This is a genomic window from Arsenicibacter sp. R0_47 (genome assembly GCF_057652235.1).
Window position 1 is genome coordinate 76892 of sequence record NZ_JBYFCJ010000003.1, and the last position, 23321, is coordinate 100212.

Annotated in this window: 20 protein-coding genes; 3 read left to right on the forward strand and 17 right to left on the reverse strand. The window is 52.3% G+C overall.

Going from position 1 to position 23321, the window contains the following annotated elements; translation table 11 throughout:
- Positions 1-7: 7 nt before the first annotated feature.
- The 3 genes from AC23NW_RS06325 to AC23NW_RS06335 all read right to left on the reverse strand — a co-directional run bounded on the left by AC23NW_RS06325 (position 8) and on the right by AC23NW_RS06335 (position 4678).
- On the reverse strand, positions 8-2119 hold the full coding sequence (locus AC23NW_RS06325; RefSeq protein WP_487448418.1) for a tetratricopeptide repeat protein: 2112 nt from the start codon (positions 2117-2119) through the stop codon (positions 8-10).
- A gap of 171 nt (positions 2120-2290) precedes the next feature.
- Positions 2291-4009 carry a GMC oxidoreductase gene (locus AC23NW_RS06330; RefSeq protein ID WP_293840296.1) on the reverse strand — a complete coding sequence of 573 codons (1719 nt, stop codon included), beginning with the start codon at positions 4007-4009 and terminating at the stop codon, positions 2291-2293.
- 78 nt (positions 4010-4087) lie between these two features.
- Entirely contained in the window at positions 4088-4678 is a 591-nt protein-coding gene (locus AC23NW_RS06335; protein ID WP_293840315.1) for a gluconate 2-dehydrogenase subunit 3 family protein, read from the reverse strand.
- A gap of 241 nt (positions 4679-4919) precedes the next feature.
- Here AC23NW_RS06335 and AC23NW_RS06340 point away from each other — a divergent pair, with 241 nt between their 5' ends.
- Positions 4920-5831, forward strand: a complete 912-nt coding sequence (locus AC23NW_RS06340; RefSeq protein WP_293840294.1) for a DUF58 domain-containing protein — start codon at positions 4920-4922, stop codon at positions 5829-5831.
- A gap of 117 nt (positions 5832-5948) precedes the next feature.
- On the opposite strand, the gene AC23NW_RS06345 is transcribed toward AC23NW_RS06340, so the two are convergent.
- Entirely contained in the window at positions 5949-7421 is a 1473-nt protein-coding gene (locus AC23NW_RS06345) for a thioredoxin-like domain-containing protein (protein ID WP_487448421.1), read from the reverse strand.
- A gap of 186 nt (positions 7422-7607) precedes the next feature.
- Between AC23NW_RS06345 and AC23NW_RS06350 the strand changes: the two genes are divergently transcribed.
- Positions 7608-8390, forward strand: coding sequence for a YdcF family protein (locus AC23NW_RS06350; protein ID WP_487448423.1), 783 nt, complete (start codon positions 7608-7610; stop codon positions 8388-8390).
- Between the two features lie 50 nt (positions 8391-8440).
- Here the strand turns inward: AC23NW_RS06350 and pfkA are convergent, their stop codons facing one another.
- The 10 genes from pfkA to pseF form a co-directional block, all read right to left on the reverse strand.
- A complete protein-coding gene (gene pfkA, locus AC23NW_RS06355) occupies positions 8441-9415 on the reverse strand; it encodes a 6-phosphofructokinase (protein ID WP_487448424.1) in 975 nt (324 codons plus the stop codon).
- 194 nt (positions 9416-9609) lie between these two features.
- A complete protein-coding gene (locus tag AC23NW_RS06360; protein ID WP_487448426.1) occupies positions 9610-10767 on the reverse strand; it encodes a glycosyltransferase in 1158 nt (385 codons plus the stop codon).
- 97 nt (positions 10768-10864) lie between these two features.
- Entirely contained in the window at positions 10865-12133 is a 1269-nt protein-coding gene (locus AC23NW_RS06365) for a glycosyltransferase family 4 protein (RefSeq protein WP_487448427.1), read from the reverse strand.
- A 15-nt stretch (positions 12134-12148) separates the two neighbouring features.
- The gene (locus AC23NW_RS06370) at positions 12149-13105 is read right to left on the reverse strand and encodes a class I SAM-dependent methyltransferase (protein WP_487448429.1); all 957 of its coding nucleotides are present in this window, start codon (positions 13103-13105) and stop codon (positions 12149-12151) included.
- Positions 13102-13920 carry an FkbM family methyltransferase gene (locus AC23NW_RS06375; protein ID WP_487448431.1) on the reverse strand — a complete coding sequence of 273 codons (819 nt, stop codon included), beginning with the start codon at positions 13918-13920 and terminating at the stop codon, positions 13102-13104. Before AC23NW_RS06375 ends, AC23NW_RS06370 begins: the two co-directional genes overlap by 4 nt.
- A 36-nt stretch (positions 13921-13956) precedes the next feature.
- The gene (locus tag AC23NW_RS06380) at positions 13957-15456 is read right to left on the reverse strand and encodes a lipopolysaccharide biosynthesis protein (RefSeq protein WP_487448432.1); all 1500 of its coding nucleotides are present in this window, start codon (positions 15454-15456) and stop codon (positions 13957-13959) included.
- A 75-nt stretch (positions 15457-15531) separates the two neighbouring features.
- A complete protein-coding gene (pseI, locus tag AC23NW_RS06385; protein WP_293844343.1) occupies positions 15532-16587 on the reverse strand; it encodes a pseudaminic acid synthase in 1056 nt (351 codons plus the stop codon).
- A 333-nt stretch (positions 16588-16920) separates the two neighbouring features.
- The gene (pseH, locus tag AC23NW_RS06390) at positions 16921-17463 is read right to left on the reverse strand and encodes a UDP-4-amino-4,6-dideoxy-N-acetyl-beta-L-altrosamine N-acetyltransferase (RefSeq protein ID WP_487448434.1); all 543 of its coding nucleotides are present in this window, start codon (positions 17461-17463) and stop codon (positions 16921-16923) included.
- A 5-nt stretch (positions 17464-17468) separates the two neighbouring features.
- Entirely contained in the window at positions 17469-18452 is a 984-nt protein-coding gene (pseG, locus tag AC23NW_RS06395; protein ID WP_487448436.1) for a UDP-2,4-diacetamido-2,4,6-trideoxy-beta-L-altropyranose hydrolase, read from the reverse strand.
- Positions 18449-19153, reverse strand: a complete 705-nt coding sequence (pseF, locus tag AC23NW_RS06400) for a pseudaminic acid cytidylyltransferase (protein WP_487448918.1) — start codon at positions 19151-19153, stop codon at positions 18449-18451. The genes pseG and pseF overlap by 4 nt, the downstream gene beginning before the upstream one ends.
- A 244-nt stretch (positions 19154-19397) precedes the next feature.
- Between pseF and AC23NW_RS06405 the strand changes: the two genes are divergently transcribed.
- Positions 19398-19994, forward strand: a complete 597-nt coding sequence (locus tag AC23NW_RS06405; RefSeq protein ID WP_293833852.1) for an outer membrane beta-barrel protein — start codon at positions 19398-19400, stop codon at positions 19992-19994.
- Between the two features lie 117 nt (positions 19995-20111).
- Here AC23NW_RS06405 and AC23NW_RS06410 read toward each other — a convergent pair whose 3' ends face one another.
- The 3 genes from AC23NW_RS06410 to AC23NW_RS06420 form a co-directional block, all read right to left on the reverse strand.
- Complete coding sequence (locus AC23NW_RS06410; RefSeq protein ID WP_487448439.1) at positions 20112-22250, reverse strand: 3-hydroxyacyl-CoA dehydrogenase NAD-binding domain-containing protein; 2139 nt, start codon at positions 22248-22250, stop codon at positions 20112-20114.
- A gap of 63 nt (positions 22251-22313) precedes the next feature.
- Positions 22314-22535: a response regulator transcription factor gene (locus AC23NW_RS06415; protein WP_293833855.1), complete on the reverse strand. Its 222-nt coding sequence runs from the start codon at positions 22533-22535 to the stop codon at positions 22314-22316.
- Positions 22536-22609: 74 nt separating this feature from the next.
- Entirely contained in the window at positions 22610-23317 is a 708-nt protein-coding gene (locus AC23NW_RS06420; protein WP_487448441.1) for a VIT1/CCC1 transporter family protein, read from the reverse strand.
- Positions 23318-23321 lie beyond the last annotated feature (4 nt).

Genomic DNA, 23321 nt, shown 5'->3' on the forward strand with positions numbered 1-23321 from the left:
GCTGTAATCAGACAGGAATACTGATCGAAAACTCAGTGAATTTTCCCCACCGGGTATCAACAATCAACTGCCCTCCGTAGCCTTTCGTAATAATATCGTAGCTTAATGATAAGCCGAGACCCGCTCCCTGACCTGTTGGTTTGGTCGTAAAAAATGGCTGAAAAATTTTGTGTACAATGTTTGCGGGAATGCCCATGCCGTTGTCTTTAACGCGTAAAATAACCCGATTGTCCACACAGGTACTACTTAGCCAGATGCAGGGCTGGTAGTCATCGGCGGACTGTAACATCTTCTCGCCGAGCGTATAAAAAGCATTTGTGTACAGGTTCACAAAGACCCTGCCGAGGTCCTGCGGCACTGCCATTACTTTATCCGGACAAGGTTGCAGATCCAGGTACAGCCGGACATCGCTGAGTCGTTTATTCTTTTGACATACACTTTTGTGGGTTTGCTGTAAGTAGTCGCCGGCAAGCGCATTCAGATCGACAGGCTGCCGGTCGCCCGTTCCCAGATGGCTGTGCTGAAGCATCCCTTTAATGATTGACTCTGCCCGTTGGCCGTGGTGAATAATCCGGTCCAGGTTTACGGTAAGGGTGTCGGCGACCTCCAGTGGTTTGTTATCTGTTGTTCCGTTAAGGTGATTTTTAATTTCGGAGACTAAAGTAGTAGAAACAATGGCAAAATTGTTGACAAAATTGAGCGGATTTTGGATTTCGTGGGCAATTCCGGTGGCCAGCTCCCCGAGTGAGGCCATTTTTTCTTTCAGAACCAGCTGATTCTGGGTATTCCGGAGTTCAGTAATGGTGTTCTGAAGCTGGTGGCGCTGCTGGTCGATTTCTTCATTCTGGGTTTTTAGCCGGCTGGCCTGTCCGTCTATTTCGGCTTTCTGCATGGCCAGTTGCTGATTGCTGTCCTTTAACCGGCGATTGGTCATGATCAGCCGCCGTACAAGAAAGGCCCCCGCCCCCAGTCCTAAAAGCAGCATCAGTACCACCAGCCGCTGCTGGCTGAGGACTCGGTTACTGAGTACTTTTTCTTCCTGGAGCTGTGCGATCTGACTTTGTTTCTGCAGCAGTTTCTGGTTGTATTCCAGAAAGGCAACACGCCGCGAGGTAAGTTCACTGTTCAGACTGTCCTTATATGCGTTGTAGGCTTTCTGAAACTGAAATGCCCTGGCGTAGTCGTTCTGCCGGGCATAGATATCGGCCAGTACACTGGCGGCATCCCGTGCGTTTTCCTTGCTGCCCAGCAAAATTGAATTCTGGTAGGCAGGCAGGGCCAGTACGAGGGCGCTGTCTGGCTTTTGTGTATTCAGATAGGCGCGGGCAAGCGTTATGTACGTCCAGGTTAAAAATCCCTGATTATTGACCTTTTTAAAGGCCTTTATAATCGGCCGTGCGTAGGCAAAAGTCTGTTCGTAATCACCAAGATTTACATAGGTGCGGGCAAGGTTACCGGTCAGGGTCGCCGAAAACGTGTCCAGCTTCAGTTGTTGCGTTTGCCGGAGTGCCTGCCTGAAATAAGGAATGGCTTCCCGGTATTGGTTCTGGACCAGATGGGCTTCTCCGATACGCGCCAGAATGAGTGCACTTTCTTTCGAGACTTCGCCTGGCTTCAGTCGCTTCAGCGCCCGCTTCTGATAGTCAAAGGCTTGTTCATAATCACCGACCAGGCTGTAAAGCATCCCTAAATCCGTCATTATTTCAGTTAATAAGGGTGAAACGGGCGGCTTTTCTGCCATGGACTGGGCTTTTAACAACACTTCCAGCGATCGTGGAAAATCACCGAATGCGGTATAAATATCTGCCTGACGGTAGTAATTAACAATACTATCGGAATGACTTTTGAGGGCAGTCGTAATCTGTAAGTGTTGCTTCAGATAGGCGAGGCCGGCCGCTTTATTGCCTCTGCTTTTTACAAATTTTGCCAGACTGATTAGGATCGGGAGCTGATGACGGGGAGATTGACAGCTTCTGACGGTTTCGAGCGCCTGCAAATAGATTTGATAGGCTTCCTGATACCGCGCATGATGCTGAAGCGTTTCCGCTTTGCTGAGTATCTGCGCAACATATTGATCACATTGTACAGGGTTGCGTGCGGATTCTCCGGTTCGGGGCACTGCTGGCGAAAAGGCCTGCCCGTCACTTGTATGCGATAGTAAACAAACGAAGCTGAAAAAAAGGTATAGTTTCCACATTGTACCATGCATCCGACCAGGCATAACTTAAATCGAAGATGGCACAAAAAAGGCATAAGACGTTAATCTTATGCCTTTTTGTGTCAAAAAATGTTAGAGATTTTTCTTTTTCATTTCCTGAACGGCATAGTTTGCCGCCCGTGCCGTAAACGCCATATAGGTCAGTGACGGGTTGACGCAGGATGCCGAAGTCATGAATGCGCCGTCGGTCATAAACACGTTTTTGCAGGCATGTACCTGATTCCACTTGTTCAGAACGGACGTTTTCGGGTCATGACCCATACGGGCAGTACCCATCTCGTGGATACCGATACCCATGTTTTTCGACATATCATTGTATGGATTGACGTTCTTCACACCCGCTGCTTCGAGCATTTCGGCTGCGTCGTTCATCATGTCCTTACGCATTTTGATTTCGTTCTCACCGTAAGCAGCATCGAATACCACAACCGGTAAGCCCCACTTGTCTTTCTGGGTCGGCGAAAGGGTAAAGCGGTTTTTCTCGTTTGGCAACACTTCACCGAAGCCACCCAGACCCATCGTCCAGACGCCTGGCTGCGTGAGTTTTTCCTTGAATTCTGCCCCGAATCCTTCCATGCCATTGCCACGGCCCCAGCCTTCACGACCGGCACCGCCCTGATAACCGAAACCGCGCAGGTAATCACGTTTGTCGCCGTTCCAGTTGCGGTAACGAGGGACGTAAACCCCATTGGCGCGGCGGCCATAGTAGTATTTATCCTCAAAGCCTTCGTAGATACCCGAGGCACCGACAGCCAGGTGGTGATCCATGATGTTGCGGCCCAGCTGGTCAGAATCATTGCCCAGACCGTTCGGGAAGCGGCTTGATTTTGAGTTCATCATAATCGACGCACTGGCAATGGCCGATGCATTCATAAAGATGATCCGGGCATAGTATTCCCGAACCTCTTTCGTGTTCTGGTCGATTACCCGTACGCCTTTGGCTTTACCCAGTTTTTCGTCGTAAATCACCTCCGACACGATTGAGTCAGGGCGCAGGGTCAGGCGGCCGGTTTTTACTGCCGCCGGCAAGGTCGATGACTGGGTACTGAAATAACCACCATACGGGCAACCGCGCATACACTGGTTCCGGAACTGGCAGGCAGCGCGGCCCAGCGCATAGTGTTGTGGCTGCGGTGCTGTCAGGTGGGCGGTGCGGCCCATGGTTACTTTACGGCCGCCAAACTGCTTTTCAATCCGCGCCTTTACTTCGCGTTCAACGCAGTTCATGTCCATGGCCGGCAGGAACTGGCCGTCCGGCAGTACCGACAAACCGTCTTTGCTGCCACTAACGCCGATAAACCGCTCAACGTAGTCATACCAGGGAGCAACGTCTTTATAACGAACCGGCCAGTCGACGGAAATACCGTCTTTCAGGTTGGCCATGAAGTCTTCTTCGTTCCAGCGGTAGCTCTGGCGCCCCCACATCAGTGAGCGGCCGCCGACGTGATAGCCGCGGATCCAGTCGAACGGGCGGGTTTCCTGGTACGGGTTTTCCTTGTCGTTCTCGAAATGGTGGCGCCATTCTTCGTTGGCCGTGTAGCCGGTACGCATGTTGGCCCAGTATTCTTCAGCTGCCTGGGTTGTAATCCGGCCACGGTGCGGGAAATCCCACGGGTTGTTGGTCGCCGTTGTGTAGCCTTCGATGTGCTTGATGTCGCGGCCACGCTCCAGCATTAACACTTTCAGGCCTTTCTGGGTCAGTTCTTTCGCTGCCCAGCCGCCTGAAATGCCTGAACCTACGACAATTGCGTCGTAGGTAATATCTTTTATGGAATCAATGTTTAGGTACATGATCTGTCAATGGATAATGAACGGTGAAACGCAGGAGCAACACACTCCGGCGCTTTTGGCCGCTCATGGTCATTAAAATTAGATTGCCCAGGCTTTCTGACCGGGTTTGAGCGTAATACAGCCGTCGTAGCGGCCAGGGACAGCCACGTATTCCAGAGCCTGTGTACAGCCGATTTCAGACGTGAAGTAACCCATCAGCGTCAGGTCTTTCAGCATGGCGAAGAACGGCGTAAAGCGTTGATTTGCCGGAGCACCTGCCATATCCTTGCGCTGTTTTTTTGCCTCCTGCTCCAGCATTTTTACAACCTCAATCCGCTGGTTGTTGTCGCATTCAACGAATGACTTGTTGAAGCTGCCTTTGGCAATCTGATTTGTACGATCCAGACCCTCCTTAAACCGCTGCTGATCGGCTGGCTTATAACAGTCTTTCAGGACCACATCAATGATTTCGTTTACTTTTGCCGCCTTTGCACCAGGCGTATTGGTGGCCGGGATAATAACCTCGGCCAGTTCTGCTACCATCACATCCTGGTCGGCCGTCAGAAATACCGGAGCACCGGTAGCTGCGCGGCTGGCGACTGAGGCTTCGAGCGTATCAGCCAGCGCCGGGAACGACATAGTTGCTCCCATAAACGCAGCCACTCGCATGAGGGCGTCTCGTCTATTCATCATAAGTAGGTTTAAAAAAAACTAACGTAAAAACGTACAAAGGAGAAACAAATGTATAAAAAATGCGGTCCTTTTGTAGGATTGGCAGATGGTTATGGAATAAAAAAGGAGGACCCGTAAAATATTCCATCCTAAATATATTATTTAGCCGTTAATGTTGTAACTAGTAGATACAGCACTGGCAAGGCGGGCCTGTTGTTACCGGTATAAACACCCGCTATCGGAAAGAGAAGAACGGATTATGAAAAAGCAACTTAGCCTGTCGCAGGTCAGAGAATACGGGAATGTCGAATTTCTGGCGCGTCAGTTAGTCGAAGGGTTTATTACGGGTCTGCACAAATCGCCTTTTCACGGCTTTTCGGTGGAGTTTGCCGAACATCGTCTGTATAATACCGGCGAAACTACCCGTCACATTGACTGGAAGGTCTTTGCCAAATCGGAACGGCTGTTTGTGAAGCGGTACGAGGAAGAAACCAACCTGCGTTGCCATTTGCTGGTCGATACATCGTCGTCGATGTATTATCCGGAGAAGGATCAGGGCAAAATAACGTTCAGCATCATGGCGGCGGCCTGTCTGGCGTATCTGCTGCAACGGCAGAAAGATGCAGTCAGCCTGACAACGTTTGCAGACACCATTGACTTGCAGACGCAGGTGAAATCAACGCCGTCGCACGTCCACAAGGTATTTAACCACCTGGAGCAGTTGCTGCATCAGGCCCCGCCGCAACGCAAAACCTCGGCTGCTGACGTGATTCACCAGGTCGCCGAAAAAATCAATAAACGGTCGCTGGTAGTTATTTTCAGTGATATGTTCGAAAACGTGGAGAAGTCGGAGGCCCTGTTTTCGGCCCTGCAACACCTGCGCCACAACCTGCATGAAGTGTTGCTGTTTCACGTAACCGATAAAAAAACGGAAGAGGACTTTGCGTTCGATGAGCGGCCGTACGAGTTTATTGACCTCGAAACCGGCGACCGCGTGAAACTACAGCCCGGTCAGATCCGTGGTGAGTACCAGCAGGCCGTACGTTCGTATTTCCAGGAACTGAAGATGCGGTGTGGTCAGTACAAAATCGATTTTATTGAAGCGGATATCGCCCGTGGTTTCGATCAGATCCTGACCTCATACCTCGTTAAACGGGGAAAAATGAAATAACCGGTTTTCTTCCGGTTGCTGGCTATAAAAAAGTGGTGGCACGACTGGATGGCCAGCCCCGTCAAACAGGGCCGCCTGGCGGTCGTGCCACCACTGGTGATCTAATACGCTACACCCTTACTTCCCTTTCGGGGCGGTTGCTTTAGCCGCGGCAGGGTCTTTTTTGGCAAGTTCCTGTTTCTGGCGGGCTAAAAACTGGAAGTAGTCGTCGAGCTGTTCGACCGGCATCCGGCGCGCCAGAATCTTCTTATCCTTGTCGAGTACATACACAACCGGGGTAGAATAGACATCATACTGTTGCCGGTAGTTGGTCCGGAAGGTAAAGTCATAGCCATTTACCCAATCGCCGATGCCAAACTCCCTGATGAATTTTTTCCAGTCTTCCGGTGATTTATCGACAGCGATGGCCAAAATTTTAGTGTCTTTTTTGTGCGCATCGGCAAACTTCTTCAGCTTCGGCGTTGATTCGCGGCAATGGCCACACTCCGGGTCATAGAGGAATACAACAAGGTATTCTGACTTGACATTCATAAAATCAATTGGCCGCTTCAGCGTATCACTGACCGTCGGCGCCGGCAGGACCCGGCCATTCATCAGCGGTTTCAGAATATTAACGCGCTCCCGTACCTTGTCTCTGGCCGCCTCATCCGACAGCGGCATGATACCGGTCAGATAATATTTTTCGGCCATGTGCAGGAATACTTCGTCGGTGCCCAGAATTTTCGGTTGCTCATACTGGCTGGTGAAGTAATAAATGATGTAAAGCATTACATCCTTATTGGCTTTTGACTTACTGATAAGGTGTTCGCCTTCTTTGATCAGTGAGTCAGCAGTCTGTACGGTTAGCTCTTTTACATACCGTTCCAGTTTACGCTGGAAGAGGGGGGTGCGTAAAAAGCGTTCGTCTGTAAGGTCCAGCCCATCCCAATAATGTTGTTTGTAGTAATTAAACTGCCACAGTGAATCCGGCCGGCCATTAGCCGCTTTTGGCGGATTAGGCACTTCGGGTTCTGCGGAGGCCGAAAGCAGCTTTACGGTAAACAGGCCGGCTTTTTCTTTTAGAAAATTGGTACGATAGTCTTGTGCCTGTTTTGCCAGTTCGTCTTTCTTTTTGTTGAACATGGCATTTGATACAGCATCGTTACGCAGTTTTCGCTGAGTGTCAATCGCCTGGGATTCTTCATAGAATTTACCCATTTGTTGCTGGTAACCATAGAACGCCTCATTTTCTTTTGTGCCTTTGATTTTCATGTTACCAACAAAGTTGGTTGTATCGGTTTCAAAAGAGAATGATTGCTCGTCGGTGATAATGAGTTCGAAGTAGCGCTGTTTAGGAGTCAGTACCAGGTAGAGGCCCTGCGGGAGCTTATCACCTTCGAAAACGAGGCGGCCCTGCGGGTCTACCTTAGCCGTATCTTTAGGAATGTATTGGGTAGGGCCATACCAGTGGGCCAACACACAGGTAGAATCTTTCAGGCCTTTAATCTGCCCCGAAATCCGGAACCGTTCAGTGGGCTTAGGCGTGGTTTGGGCCAACAGCGATGCAGTTACGGCAAGCGCTAAAAAAACAGTGCAAACGATTTTTTTCATACAGATCGTGCGTATCTGATTCAGTACAGTTTCTACAAATTTACGAGTTTAGCGGAATTTTACTGTGGAAAAGGTGGATCGCCGGCGGATAGCGTATCGCTTTAACCGATTTATCATTCATCCGGTAAAATGGCTCAACAATAGTTTTGATACTAACGCACACCCGACGTATTTGGTGCATAGCCTATGTTTTATTTCTTTTCGAAAACAATCTATTACTTTATAACGCCGGCCGGCTGGCTATTCTGCACATTGTTAGCGGCTTACTTTCTGAAAGATGCCCGCCTGCGCCGTCGGTTCACGGGTATATCGCTCATGCTGTTCTGGCTGGCAGGAAACGGTTTTCTCACCAATGAGTTGCTGAAAGGTTGGGAAATCGGTCCGCAGCCGGTGCCGCAAAAGACAGACGGAATACGGGTTGGTGTGGTGCTGACCGGAGGTATGATTAACGGGCTGGCAGACGTGAAACCCGTCAGGCCGGTGCTGGGCCACGAAGCTGACCGCGTCGGGCAGGCGCTCTGGCTCTATAAAAATGGCTATATTCAGAAAATTCTGATCAGCGGTGGGCAGGGGAATCTGCTGTTTCAGACGCCGGCCATTAACGATGAAGGGCAGATGGTCGCTGCATTTCTGCAGACGGCAGGCGTACCGGCCAGCGACATTGTGCTGGAACGAAACTCAAAAAATACGCGTGAGAATGCGGCGTTTTCCCAACCGATACTGGCGCGGCAGTTTAACACCAACCGCTGCGTACTGATTACCTCGGCATGGCACATGCGCCGTGCTATGGCTTGTTTTGCGAAAGAGGGCATGATTGTAACACCTTTCCCGACCGGGTTCCTAGCCGAAAAAACATCCCATTCGCTGGGTAATTACCTGCTTCCCAACGAAAAATCGTTTAATGATACCTTTTGGGTACTCCGCGAAGTCGTGGGGTACCTGACGTATTGGGTGGTAGGGTACCTGTAATCCGGTTTTTTCCTCATCGCCCCGGATACGCCAGGGCGATGAAGAAAAAACTAGATGGACAGAATTTTAACCATGCGCAGCAGATCTTCGTTAATCGGCTTCGGCAGACGGATGGTATCTTTGAATGGTGTATACACCAACTCATTGTTAATGACACCGGCCATGACGTTTTTCTGCCCGTCCATTAGTCCTTCCAGCGCACCAAGCCCCAGGCGGCTGGCCAGGATACGGTCATAGGCCGTCGGAATACCACCCCGCTGGATGTGTCCGAGCGTAGTTACCCGGATATCAAGATTAATATCAATCTGCTCCTTGATTTTTTCGGCTACTTCGGCGGCATTACCTTCTTCATCCCCTTCGGCAACGACAATGATTGACGATGATTTCTGACGGTGCCAGCCTTGCTTCAACACTTCAACAACTTCCGAAATCGGTGTCAGTACCTCAGGTACCATTACCACCTCGGCGCCGCCGGCAATACCCGACTGAATAGCGATATAGCCGGAATCACGGCCCATTACTTCGATAAAGAATACCCGGTCGTGCGAGTCGGCCGTATCGCGGATTTTGTCAATCGCCTCCAGGGCCGTATTGACTGCGGTATCATACCCGATGGTATGGTCGGTACCATACAGGTCATTATCAATTGTACCCGGTGCCCCTACGGTCGGAATACCATATTCGTCGTAAAAGATTGTGGCACCGGTAAACGTACCGTTACCACCAATGGCAACCAGGCCTTCAATGCCAAACTTCTGGAGCTGGTCATATGCTTTTTTTCGGCCTTCCGGAGTCATAAACTCCTTGCTACGGGCTGACTTCAGAACGGTACCCCCACGCTGTACAATGTTACTGACGGAATGGGATGTCATCTGAAAAATATCCCCGTTTATCATACCGCTATACCCCCGACGGATCCCGAACACTTCGATGCCGTGGTAAACAGCTCCCCGGACAACGGCCCGGATACAAGCATTCATACCAGGGGCATCTCCACCGGACGTAAAAACAGCGATTCGTTTCATAGGTCAAGTCTATTTTTTAACGGAAAAAGAACAATCAACCAACAAGATTTAGGAATAGGCGGACAAATTTACCGGCATTATATTACAAAAAGTAAAAAAGTCGAAATTATCCCCTCTAATTCATGCTGTTTTAACAATGAGATAATGGTTATCTTATAAAAAACGAAAAAAAAATACCGTTAAGGCGTCAAACTTCACGATTTGAAAACATAGACAGCTGCTGCAATCGCGTCGTACGCGGTCTTTACCATGGTTTGCAGGTTGTCTGCCACCTGACTGGCTTTATTTTTTCGCTCAATCAGTTGTTCAGGTGTCAGATCCTGTAAAAATTGTGCAACCCGTTCGTCAAGACCGGAGGCATCTTCCAGAAAAAAAGCAGCCTCCTGCAAAAGCCCGTAACTGTCACTGTCAGCCCGGCCGCAGAACAAAATGGGCGAACCGGAACAGACCCCGCTGACGGCTTTCGACGGAACCGCAATATGCGTCCACTCCGGTAGCAGGGTAACCAGTTGCAGATCAAGAAAGTGAAGTTGACTTCTCGGGATATTCGGTAACAGCGTAATGCCCGGCCGGCCGGTTGCCAGTTCGATGAGCTCCGGCGCTTTCCGGCCATAAAGTGCAAGGACCAGCTGCTGCCGTTCCGGATCAATATGCCGGATAATGCTTTTCAGAAAAGCAGCCGAATGGGGCTGGGCTACGTTACCGGCATACCCGATATACAGTTTGCCATCGTTTTGCCGCCAGGCGGGCGGGGTGGTGTCCCGCTCCTGATGCATTAGTACACCGCAGGGCAGTACGACTGTTTTCAGGGCTGGCTGCCGGTATTGCTGCCGCAGGTGCTCTGCCTGGCCCGGGCCGAGAGCAACCAACAGGTCAGGCGGGTTGCGGTAAGTTTGCCGCATCACCCACCGGTACAGGGGATTCCGGGCGCTGATTTTACCCTCTGCGGCAAAGCCTTCGGGAAATAAATCCATCGACCAGAGCCAGTACGGAATGCCCCGGCGTGTCAGCAGGCGGGAAGCCCAGAAAGGCAGCAGCGGCGGACTGGTCATGACCAATAGCGGGCCTTTGCGTACCTGAAAGCCTTTCCTGATCAGCAGCAGGCCGTCGATCAGGCCGGTCACCAGTTTCAGCAGGCCGTTGTTACCCTTGTAGACGGGCTGAACGGCAAACGTCCGGCCAACCGGCTGCCGGATGGCGCCGCCACCGTCGTAAGTACGGTCGATATGCACAATCTGCACGTCAATGCCATGCTGCTCGATCAGGTATTTGGCCAGATCCCAGGCCGTTTCGCCCGTAATGCCGGGATTCGGGGGGTAGTGGCGGTTAATGATCGTCAGCGTTGGTTGCATATAGTAAACAAGATTGATATGGGCGACCCCTGAGGTTTGAAATTGGCGACCACGTGGGGGCTGATATGGGCGACCACGTGGGGTCGCCCGTACATGGTTATAAAAGTGAATGATATAACTCGTTGAACTGCCGGGTAATAACGGCGCCCGAGTAGCGGCGTTCAGCCGATAACCGGGCTTCCTGCCGCAGTTTGGTGCGGTCGGTATGGTTCAGCAGCCAGGCCAGTCCCTGGGCCAGCGCCGCCGCCGATCCGGCTGTTGCCAGATATCCGTTCTGCTGATGGTCAATCATTTCCGGAATGCCGCCTGTTTTGAACCCGATGACCGGCGTACCGCACGAAAGTGCTTCGGCAACGGTATTCGGCAGGTTGTCTTCCAGTGACGGGACAACGAGCGCATCGGCCGCATTATAGGCCATAGCTACCGCTTCTTCGGTACGGAGGACCCCCAAGGAACGGACCGGATAGGGTACCGCTTCGAGGTCGGCGGGATTGCTTTTACCAAATAGTATAATTTCCGGCTCTTTACCCTGATAGTGCTGCTTTAAAATTCGTAGGGCTTCCACAAAAAAAGCGAATCCTTTGCGTGGATCGGTTGTGTTAAAGCTACCAAATAACAACCTCGGCCGGTCAGCTGCGAGATTCAGCTGCCTGGTAACCTCCTCACGCGCCTGTGGTACAAACACGCTCTGATCAACCGGATTCGGGATGACCGTAAACGGGAAATCACGCAGCAGAGCCCCCGATTGTGCCTCGTTCTGCATCCAGCGGCTTGGTGGCGTAAAATGAATCCGGGCACCTTTCAGCAACGCTGTTTTGCGCCGGAAAATACGGTATGCCAGATCGCGTTCGCCGGGTTTGCGGAGGTAAGGGCACTGGTGGCAATGCGTTTTAAAGTGCTCGCAGCCACGCGGATAATGGCATCCGCCGGTAAACGGCCAGGTGTCGTGCAGGGTCCAGACGACGGGTTTACCGAGCCGCAGAAGATCGTCGAGGCCGTTTAGCGACAAAAAACCGAAATTGATCCAGTGCAGGTGCAGCACATCGGCCTGCTGAACCGCCGGATGACGGGCCAGGTCTGCCCCGAACGTTGCCGGTGAAAAATGAAACCGTACGGCTTTGCTTTTCTCATACGGCAGAAAATACAGCCGTTCACCCACAAACCGGGCAAAAGCCAGCTGATCACCCCAAAACGAATCGGCCAGGGAAACAACGGCGGGGGCTTCGAGCCGCTTTTCCTGCTGCGTTGGCGCACCCGTCAGCAGTGTGCTGTCGAGGCCGTGCTGCAAAAAAGCCTGATGAAGCCGGTTAGCCGCTACCGCTGCTCCGCCACTGCGGTGAAACGTATTGAGTAATGTAACGCGCATAGATAAATCAGGACATTATTTCCCGAACAGCAGGTTTACCTTTTTGACAATCTCGGGCCAGAACCGGATTGTGAGCACACGTTTCCAGATTTGCCGCCGTGAATGGCTGATCATTTCCCCGAAAACCGGATCGTTATAGGCGGTTTTTCCTTTCTCGGCCAGAATCAGCGCAAAGCCGTGTTGTTTCAGAATCGTAGCAATTACCCAGCCCAGCAGCAGGTTGCGCTTACTTTGGGTAGCCCCCGACTGAAAGGTGTTGAGGTAGGTCATCTCTGCCCACATCGCGTTGTCTTTCAGTGAGAACAGGACAAATTTCTTCAGGAACGGATGGGTCGAAAAGCTGTCCATGAGCGCCGGTGTAATGCGGGGAGAGCCTTTAGGCAGTAATTCGGCCAGCCAGAAGCAGCCGCATTTTTCCATCTCGTGCATCAGGGTATAGAGCTTGTCTTCTCCGTCGTACACAGACGTAATGCCCGGCTCAAATTCGGCGGCCAGCACATTGGGCTGAATCTCGGGGCCGAGGTTGTTGAACAAACGCCAGTCGGTCCCTTGTGAGTCGATCTTAATCCAGTCGACCTGATTGACAGATAGTTCGTTCAGGACTGATTTAAGGCTGCGTGTTTTCAGCTTAACGACTTTTTCAATCTCAAATTTCGGCGCAAAGGCGTGCTCGGTGATCAGGTCCGGGCGTGGGCGCAGGAGGCTGGAACAGTGCGGCGAAGCGGTCAGGTAAAAATCGGCTTCCTTAACATCCGTATCCGTAACGATATTATTGAACGTGTAGAGTTTTTTGAACGTTTTCGACTCCTGCTCAACATAGCCAAAATCACGGTCATCGGCGTCAAACGCAATGCAGATGGAATGTTTAGCCAGCAACCGCCAGCGGCCGTGGAGTTTTCCGGATGCACCAATGTCGATCAGGACGGGTGGTTGGTTTACTAACTCGCTATGTCGTAATACGCTCTCAATCATGACGTAAGTTTAGGATTAAAGCCAAATATATTCAGTTGTAAATCCATATTGTTGCCTGACGAATACCGATGATTCACCAGCGGGCGCGTCCGGCTCTGGCTCGAATCGATGTAGTAACGGAAACCGTTTTTTTCCAGTGTATTAATAATAGAAGCGAGCCCCTGCGGATGATCTACGTACGAATGATATTCAATGAAGACATTATGGACATTAGCCAGTGCATCATGACAATCGGCGATGACATCGGTTTCGGCTCCTTCGATGTCCATTTTCAGCATGTCAATCCGTGATTCCCGCAACAGGTAGTCGCGCAGCCGTACCGACGGCACCAGCGTTTTATCGCTTTCGGAGAAAATCGAGGCTGCATCTGCATCGCCGCTGCCAAACGAAACCCCGTTGTTATGCGTCCAGACCGCTTTATTCACAATCTCAACGCCGCGAAGATTATTCTGCCGCAGGTTTTGGGCCAGTACCTGCCCGATATGGGCATCGGCCTCAAACGCGATGATGCGGGCGTCGGGATATAGCTGCTTGAAGTAGGTAATGCTTGTGCCGATATTCGCCCCGCAATCCAGAATGACCGGCTGCGGGGTCGTTGCCTTGAAGCCGTAAAACTCGTCGGCAAAAATTTCCTTGATCTGCCAGACAAACGAAAATGCATCGGGTACATCGAAGCGGTAATTCCGGAAGGAAATCGTGGTCGGGCGGTTGCGCGGATAGCTCCCGTACCGGAACAACAGCCACATAAACCGGCGTCCGTCGGGATGAATCAGCGAGCGGTATAAATCTTTAAACAGAAATCGGATCAGCCACATAATGTATCTGGTAAGGCAGAAAGCCGCAGAGCAGGCTCAGCGGAATCGGCCAAAGTTAATCTTTTTCAACAGCCCGTGTACCATCTGATTTACATCGGACGACAGCCGCAGCCCGTAGACCAGGCCACCAAACAGGATGGTAATGAAGGAAGAACGAACAAGGATATCGGCAATGATGTAGGTTGTACCGGTACCGTAGGGATACCACACTGCCAGCGCAAAAACGCCGCCGGCAACAACCAGCACCGCCAGGTTATGCCAGGTAAACGGCTGCATCCCGAATTTCGCCCAGACAAACACTGTCCGGGCCAGATTCCAGAGGGTAGTGGCCAGGGCAGCTGCAATGGCCACGCCGTTGATACCATACAAAGGCATCAGGATCAGGTTCAGGCCAATGGTTACGCCGATCAGCAACAGAAACAGGACAGAGTCAACAGCGTAGTAGCGGGAAGTGGCGGTGATGATGCCGTTGACGCCCGTTGCCATATCGACCAGTTTGCCCAGCCCAATCCAGACCACGACGTAGAAGCCTGCTTCGTAGCCTGGTTTCATAAACTGGACCAGGTTCGGCATGTTGGCAACCACACCCATGTAGACCAGACACCCGATTATCAGCTGGTTGAGGCAGCTGCGCTTGTAGACATCGGCAATGTGGTCGAGGTCGTTGCGCTTCCAGGCTTCGGCAATGATCGTATAGGCAACCTTTGACAGGGCGGTGGCCGGCAAGGCAATGGCAACCCCGAAGTAGGACATCGTGCTGTAGATACCTGTGTCGGCAAGGCCCTCCCCGTCGTTGACCATCACTTTATCAATTGCCAGAATAATGCTTGATGACAGGGCGGTCATGAGCGTCAGGCCGGCATACCGGATCAGCTCTTTGCGCATGGCGGGGTTAACCGACACATAGGCCGGATTGAGCGCCAGCCCGTGATGTTGCACCACGCGGGTGATCATCAGCGCTGTCTGCACAAAATAGGCCCCCAGCCAGACCCACATGAAACCGACGAAACCGACAACTCCGAAGTAGTAGAGACCAATGGCGCCCAGCACCAGCAACCGCTGAAAAAACTGTTGCAGAAACGTGCCGGAGACGGAGTCGTACAACAGCCGCGCGTAGTTGTCGAAAATGCTGAAAAAGACAGTCAGCAGCGTCAGCGGAATCAGCAGATAGTAGTAATCCACAAACAGCTTCGACTCTTTGCTATAGCGCTCAATGACCCAGTCGCGGGCCAGAAAAAGGCCGAGGGCACAGAGCGCAAAACCGATCAGGGTCGAGAGGCATACAATGAGCAGATAGCCGTTGTGCTGCCGTTCGGCATCGCGGAAGTACGGGAAATACCGCGTACCGGCCCCGTTGAGGCCAAGGTTCACAAACTGCGCCAATACAACGGCAATGGACGGCAATAAGCCGAGAAGACCAACCTGATCGGTTTCAAGTACCTTAGGAATGATGATGCCGGTCGTAACAAAACCAACCGCAATCCCCGCATACGCAAAAACCGAACTCCAGATCGTCTGACGAATGATGATACCCATGGAAAGTGGGTGATTGAGTAATTGAGTGATTGAGTGAACGTCCCAAATTCACTCAATCACTCAATTACTCAATCACTAATTAAGCAGGTCCCACCGCAGGGCGGTGCCGGCGGGGATGTCCTGTGTGGCGACGGAGTTAAGAACCTGATCGTAGTAGCGGGTGTGCAGCCCGTTGGCCGGCCGGATGCTCCGGACGTTTTCGGCCGTAAACGGCTCCCCGGTCCTAATGTCTTTGACCACATACAGCGACCGTTTGAACTGAAGGCTTTTCTGTTCTTTCGGAGTCGGGGTATAGTTAATCTGACCCATGGCCAGAAACGCCCGTTCGGTTTCCGTCACCAGACTTTGCAGCTCGTGAGGTTCGAGGGAGAAAGCCGAGTCGACACCGCCATCCGCGCGGCTGAGCGTAAAGTGTTTTTCGATGACGACCGCGCCCAGCGCCACGGCCGCTACCGCCGCGCCAATGCCCATTGTATGGTCCGACAAACCGGTGTATACGCTGAACAGGTCGCGCATGTGCGGAATCGTCAGCAAGTTGGTGCTTTCGGGCGTGGCCGGATAGGTACTCGTGCACTTGAGCAGAATCAGGTCCTTGCAGCCATTGTCGCGCAGGACCTTCACCGATTCGTAGAGGTCCGCGAGCGTAGCAACGCCGGTGCTCATGATGACGGGTTTACCGGTCTGTGCTACTTTTTTAAGCAACAGGTGGTCGGTGTTCTCAAACGACGCGATTTTGTACAGCGGTACATCCAGCGATTCCAGAAAGTCAACGGCTGTTGTGTCGAACGGGGAGCTGAAGGCGATCAGGCCGCGCTTTTTGGCGTGTTCGAAAATCGGCGCGTGCCATTCCCAGCGCGTATAGGCTTCCTGATAGAGTTTGTACAGGTTTTTGTCGGCCCACAGCGATTGATTGTCCCGGATATAAAACTCCTCCGACTGTCCGTTGAAGGTGATGGTATCAGGGGTATACGTCTGGAGTTTGATGGCATGGGCGCCGGCGTCGGCCGCCGCATCGACGATGGCCAGCGCACGTTCCAGCGACTGGTTGTGATTGCCCGACATCTCGGCGATAATAAACGGCCGGTCCGAGGAGCTGATGGTATAATTGGCAACCTGAATGGGTTGATTCATAGCGTAAAAAACTAAAAAGGCACCGTGTGCCTTTCAGAATCAAAAAAGCATAACGCCGGGTTCCGTCCGGCCTGCAAAATTACGAAGTTTGGCGAAGATGTACTAGTTTGCTGTCAGCACACGGGCTTTACCTAAGCTTTTAAGTGTTTCAGCTAAAGTAAATAAATTTGGAGAGTGAATCCGGAAATAGCCGTTTAAGCTGACCGGTGTTCAAATGAATATACCACATAGCCACATAGGGCACAAAAGAGACTAAAAAAGCTTTGTTTTTCTATCTGGCTATGTGGTAAAATGACCTTTAATGAGGTTTTAATAGTCCTGATAATTAGCTGACTAATCCCCGTAAATCTTCTTCCGCATCGCCTCCCGGTAAATTGCCCATTCGTCGCGGAGCATGGCCAGCCCCACGACATCCTGCCAGCGGCCCTGTTTCCGGACGTGCTGGCGGTAGTAAGCTTCCCGGCGGAATCCGAATTTTTCGTGCAGTGAGATGACCTTATCGTTGAAGACAAAAACCTCACACCGCAGCTTATTCAGTTTGAGCTCCTGAAAGACATACTCCAGCACATTGTATTCAATTTTTGAGCCGATACCACCCCCGCGAATGGCCGTATCGCCGAGATAAAATGCCCAGTAACAACTGCTGAATGTCTGACTGATGCCGGTCAGCGAGGCCAGCCCGATTTTCCGGTCGTTGTACTCAATGATCCAGTATCTTGACGACGGATCATCCTTGATTTTCTGATACCAGTTTTCCTGCTGTTCAGCAGTGATCTCAGCCTCGGTGTACATGTACTGGCTGACGTCGGGTGAGTTCCGCCAGGTGCGCACCAGGTCAATATCGTCGTGTTGGAGAGGGGTCAGTGTTATGTCCATGCGTATTAGTTAGCCGTTAAGTGATCAAATAAGGCCCTGAACCGTTCGGCAGACCGGCCGTCGAGAAAACGGCGCTGGGCTGCTACCCCCTGATCGGGCCGGATAGTGGCCAGTACCTCCCGGAAGCAGGCCGCATCCGGTAGTTCTGTAAAGATATGTACCGCCAGTTTCTCTTTGGCAAAAAAGTCGGCCAGATAGTGCTGGTTACCGGCGGTCTGCATACCGATAAACGGCCGGCCGATGGTCGCCAGCTCATAAGAAACGGTGCTGCATGACAGAATAGCATAACGACACGCTTCCATTTCGCGGGCCATGTCCTCAACGGACAGGTTCTGGAGGATAAGCATCCTGTCGGCCGGCAGACCGGCAAATGTGGGGACGTGAACGTTGGCGCTGCCAAGCACCACACGGATCACCAGCTGGTTGGGGAGCTGCAACAGCCACTCAGCCAGCTGCCTGGACATGTTCTGCGGATCGGCACCACCCAGATTCAGAAGCACATACGGGCTGTCGGGTTGCAGCGGTTGGGGCTGAAACACAGGGTTTACTAGTGCGTAGGCTGTTCCGAAGCAGAAACGGGTATAGGATTCGGCCTGATACCGGTCGGCGGTGATACCGGGCGTGTGGTTAATAATGACATCGGCAACCTGGTGGCCGGTCATCAGATCATCAATAAACACCAGCGTATGCCCCGCCGCTTTGATCCGGCGCTGACAGGTTTCGCCGAAGTGATAGCCGTCGAGCACAATCAGGCTGTTGGCCGGTAACAGGACCAGAAACTCAGCGACGTCCTGTGTCGCAAGCGGTAGTACCGAAACCCCTTTTTGGGTCAGCAACCTGATAATCGCGTCGGCTGGCTGATGGATGCAGAAGGTACAGGTGAATCCCGGCATCAGCATCTCGGCCAGTGCCAGACACCGCATGATGTGCCCGAGGCCAATCTGCGGGCCGCCGTCCATGCGGAAGAAAATCGTTTTCGGAGCACTCATAGAGGGTTGCCAGTGCGTTTATGGAACAGCTGGTACTTAAGCTCTGCCATTTGCCAGTCGTCTTCCGTATCAATGTCGTGGGCCTGCATCTGGGTAATTTCGATGCCGCCCGCCCGGAGCTTTTGCAGGCTACGGTGAGTCATCAACGCTTGTGCATCAAACCAGTAAAACTGCCCGGCATCATGGTAAGCGGGCTCAAGGTCCTGAGAGCGTTTGGGGTAATTATCCGGATCAGCCCACTGAATCAGGCCGTCGCGGAGAAAAAACGCACGCTGAATCGGGAAATCAAACCGCTGCAGGGGATACATAATATCGGTCTGTTTGTCGGTCAGCGTCTGGAAAGCGTGTTTGAGTAAATTAACTGTCACAAAAGGAGCGGTCGGATAAAGGCAGCAAAGGTGGTCGAAGCGGCGGCCATGCGCTGCGTAGCGATCCAGCACCTCCAGCAACACGTCAACGGTTGAGGCATGGTCATCCGCATTTTCTGCTGACCGGAAAAACGGAACAACAGCCCCGTATTGGCCGGCAATGGCGGCAATCTCCGCATCGTCTGTTGATACCATTACCTCCTCAAAAAGCCCCGACTGAACGGCGGCCTCAATGACGTAGGTAATGATTGGTTTGCCCAGAAAAGGCCGGATGTTTTTACGCGGAATACGCTTACTGCCGCCGCGGGCAGGAATAATGGCAATGCTCCCCATGATGCCGGCAAAGATAAACGATTTAACCGGTGCAGCGCGCAGCCGTCTTTTCCTGAGCTTCTGCAACGGTGCGGTACAGGTAACCGAAAATTGTCTGTTTACAGGATGATGATAATGCTCTGAAGTACAGATACTATATTAAATAGAAGAAAAAGTAGATAAAATACCGCCAGGGTAGGGGTGTTTTATGTGAACGGGATCGTCTAACTTGCGCACTGAACTACACACAACGATTAACATTACTATGAAAAAGCTATTTGCTTTATTGCTGACTTGTGCTGCCATTTCATCCGCATCGGCACAGGATTTTAAACCGTTTAAGTGGAACCTGTCAGTAGGGTATGCCCGGCCGACGGGAGCCGGAGCCGGTGGGGGGCTGCTGGTATCGACAGAACCAAAGTATGGTCTGAACGACCAGATTGATATTGGCCTGCGTGCTGAAATTGCCTTAATGGCAAAAGCTGTTATGGTCAACGGCGATGTAACCAGCGGCCAAATAAAAGCAGCAGGATCGTATGTACTGACCGGAACGTATCTGCTGACTACAACAAACTTCCGCCCGTATGTCGGGATTGGCGCCGGCTTATATGCAGTTGGTGGAACAAGTTTTGAATACAAAGATAACATGGCAACGACGCCTACCGATTATACCGTAGAGGGGGCACGTAAGCTTGGTCTGATGGGCCGTGCCGGTTTCAAAGCCGGTCATTTTAACATGGGCGTTGAATATAACTATGTTCCGTCAACTAAAATCAGTTTGACAACGGGGCAGACAGCTAAAAGTTCTAATGGTTATGTCGGTGTGAAACTTGGCTTCGACATCGGTGGTGGCCGCTACTAGAAAGACTTGTTTGATAACGCAAAAGCGCGGCAATTGCCGCGCTTTTGCGTTGTATACCGGTTAATCCGGTAGAATCGATGTATGTGGAGCAGTAAAGCGCATCAGCCTGCATAAAACTCAGCGTACCCGGCTTCGTAATCCGTCTGTTGGTCTGAAGCGTTCGCCGTAGGTATCAGCCAGCCGGTCACATTCGCGCACAAACGTTTCCGGACCAACAAAATCAACAAACGACAAGGCACCGCCGGTATAGGCCGGAAAGCCCCAGCCCAGAACCGAGCCAAGGTCAGCATCAAGTTTTGTACGGATGATCCCTTCTTCGTGACAACGTACGGCTTCGATGGCCTGCCGGTAAAGCAGCCGCTTTTTCACTTCGTCGATAACCGGTTGCTGAGCCGCTGCCGGGAATAGGTCGCTCAGGCCTGGCCAAAGCACTTTCGGGCTATCGGCAGGGTAATCATAAAAGCCGGCTTTTGCTTTTTTCCCTGACCGGCCGAGCGCAACAAACTGCCTGCCGACCTGATAGCTGGTGTCTGACTCATCGAGTGCCCCATCCTGAATGCCCTGCGCGGCAATTTTATACACCAGATCAATCGCTACTTCATCCGTAACGGCCAATGGCCCGACCGGCATACCGGCGTCCTTGCCCGCATGTTCGATCAGGATGGGCGAAACGCCGTCTCTGAGCAATTCCATGCCCTCGGAAGCATAGGTCCCGAAACAACGCGAGGTATAGAACCCGCGGGCGTCATTGACAACAATCGGGGTTTTCCGGATTTTGCGGGTAAAGTCCATCGCTACGGCCAGGGCATAATCCGACGTTTGCTGCCCGACAATCAGCTCGACCAGCGCCATTTTGTCGACCGGCGAAAAGAAGTGAATGCCGATGAAGTTTTCGGGCCGGGCCGAGGCGGCGGCCAGTCCGGTTATGGGCAGGGTAGAGGTGTTGGAGCCGAAGACGCGGAGGCCGTCGGGGGCCAGCATCGGCTCGGCTTCGGCGGTGACCTGTGCTTTCAGGTCGCGGTTCTCAAAAACGGCTTCAATGATCAGGTCGCAGCCCGCAAGGTCCGCTGGCTGATCGGTTGGTGTAATGAGCCGGAGCGTCTCCTCCGCTTTGACAGGCGTCAGCTTACCGCGTTCAACGCTTTTTTGCAGCAAGGTACGGGAGTAGTCTTTCCCTTTTTCGGCCTGTTCGACGGATACATCTTTCAGAACTACCTCAATACCGGCCTGCGCCGATACATAGGCGATGCCGGCACCCATGAGTCCGGCCCCTAAAATGCCTAGTTTTTTTACGTCTGTTTTCGGAATGTCTTTCGGGCGGCCGGCACCTTTGTTGGCTTCATTCATCCCCAGAAACATGGTTTGAATGAGGCTTTTGGCCACGGCGGAGGTTGCCACCTGCACAAAATACCGGCCTTCGATCAGTAAGGCGCGGTCGATATTTACCTGAAGACCTTCATAGACGCACGACAGAATAGCCAGTGGGGCGGGGTAGTTGCCCTTCGTTTTGTCCATAATCATGGCCGTACCGGCGCTGAACACCTGGACACCGGCCGGGCTCTGGACATTGCCGCCCGGAACAGCAAAATTGTCTTTGCCGATGATTTTACCCGTTTTCCGGTCAATGGTGTCCCAGGGTTTAACGGGTGCCGGGTTGGCGTTTATCCAGTCTTTGGCTTTCTGGAGGAGCTCTTCCCGCGACTGTGCTATGTCGTCGATCAGACCAAGGGCTTTGGCTTCCGGGACACCCGCCTTTTTGCCTTCCAGCATCAGTTGCAGCGCCGCCTGCATACCGATCATGCGGGGTAATCGTTGGGTACCGCCGGCTCCGGGCAGAAGACCGATCGTTACCTCAACGAGTCCCAGCACTGTTTTAGGTAGATTTAGAGCGATGCGGTGGTGGCAGGCCAGGCAGATTTCATAGCCTCCGCCCAGGGCGGTGCCGTTGATGGCGGCAACGACGGCTTTGCCACATGTTTCGATCCGGCGGAAAACCCGGTTTAGTTCTGTCGAGACCTTAAGCATCTCAGCGGGGTCTTTGCCGTTGGCGCGCAGGATCATTTTCAGATCGGCCCCGACAACAAATTCGGGTTTATCCGATGTAACAATGATCCCTTTAACGGCCGGGTCGGCGATAGCCCGCTCAAGAGCAGCTTCAAATTGCGGTATTGATTCGTCATTTAAGACGTTCATCGGAGCGGAGGTCATGTGCCATGCGACGATAGCTATATCCTGCTCCTGCCGGTAATTAATCACAGGGTCAAGTGGTTTAGAGATGGATGAAACGCACGGGGCAACCGTAGCCGGTACCCCGCCGGATCAGAGCGTCACAAACCCCATCCGGACGGCAGTTAAGGCCATCGTTACCCTGCTTTTTACAGCAAACTTACCAAATAAACTTTCCCGGTATCCATCAACGGTACGTGGGCTGACACACATGCGGTCAGCAATTTCAGAGTAGGTCAGGTCACTACAGGCCAACCGCAGGAAATGCTTTTCCCGGTCGCTCAGAGGTGGTGGTGTATTGCACTGAGGCTTCATGGCTTGGGCGGTTATTTTAGGCCAAGCTATGTTACTGTAAATGAAATTGCAAGCCCCTGATTATAAACTTTTTACTAAACGGTATATTTCGCAATGCTAAAGGCCGCCGCCGCCGCTGCCGCGCCGATCAGCATCACTTTGAACGCCCCGGAAACCGGCGGCTGACCGGTGATTTTGCTCTTGAAATAACCGAAGACAAACAGACAGATCAGGGTCACCACACTCGACCACATCAGGCCGTCGATCGGGCTTGCGACAAAAAAGTAAGGCAGCAGGGGCAGTAAACCACCGGCTACGTACGACAAGCCGATGGTCAGTGCGCTTTTTGTGGCACGGTTGGGGTCCGGTTCGCTCAGGTCAAGCTCAAAGCGCATCATAAAATCGACCCACTTTTTCTTGTCTTTTGCCAGTTCGTCGGCAATCGCGTTCTGTAATGCCGGACTCAGGCCGTATTCGGCGAAAACGTCACGGACTTCCTGTTTTTCTCGTTCGGGTACGCGCTCTACTTCATCGTACTCCCGTTTCAGCTCTGACCGGTAATGGTCGGCTTCGGTGCGGCCAGCCAGATACCCGCCTAATCCCATTGCAATAGACCCGGCCACAATCTCGGCGATGCCTGCCGTTACGACCAGATCAGACGACGAAACGGCCCCGCTCAGGCCGGCTGCCAGGGCAAACGGCACGGTCAGGCCATCAGACATGCCGATAACAACGTCAGTGATAAAATCCGAGCTTTGCAGGTGCTCTTCGTGGTGTAAATGGGTATCCGGATGGCTGCTCATGATC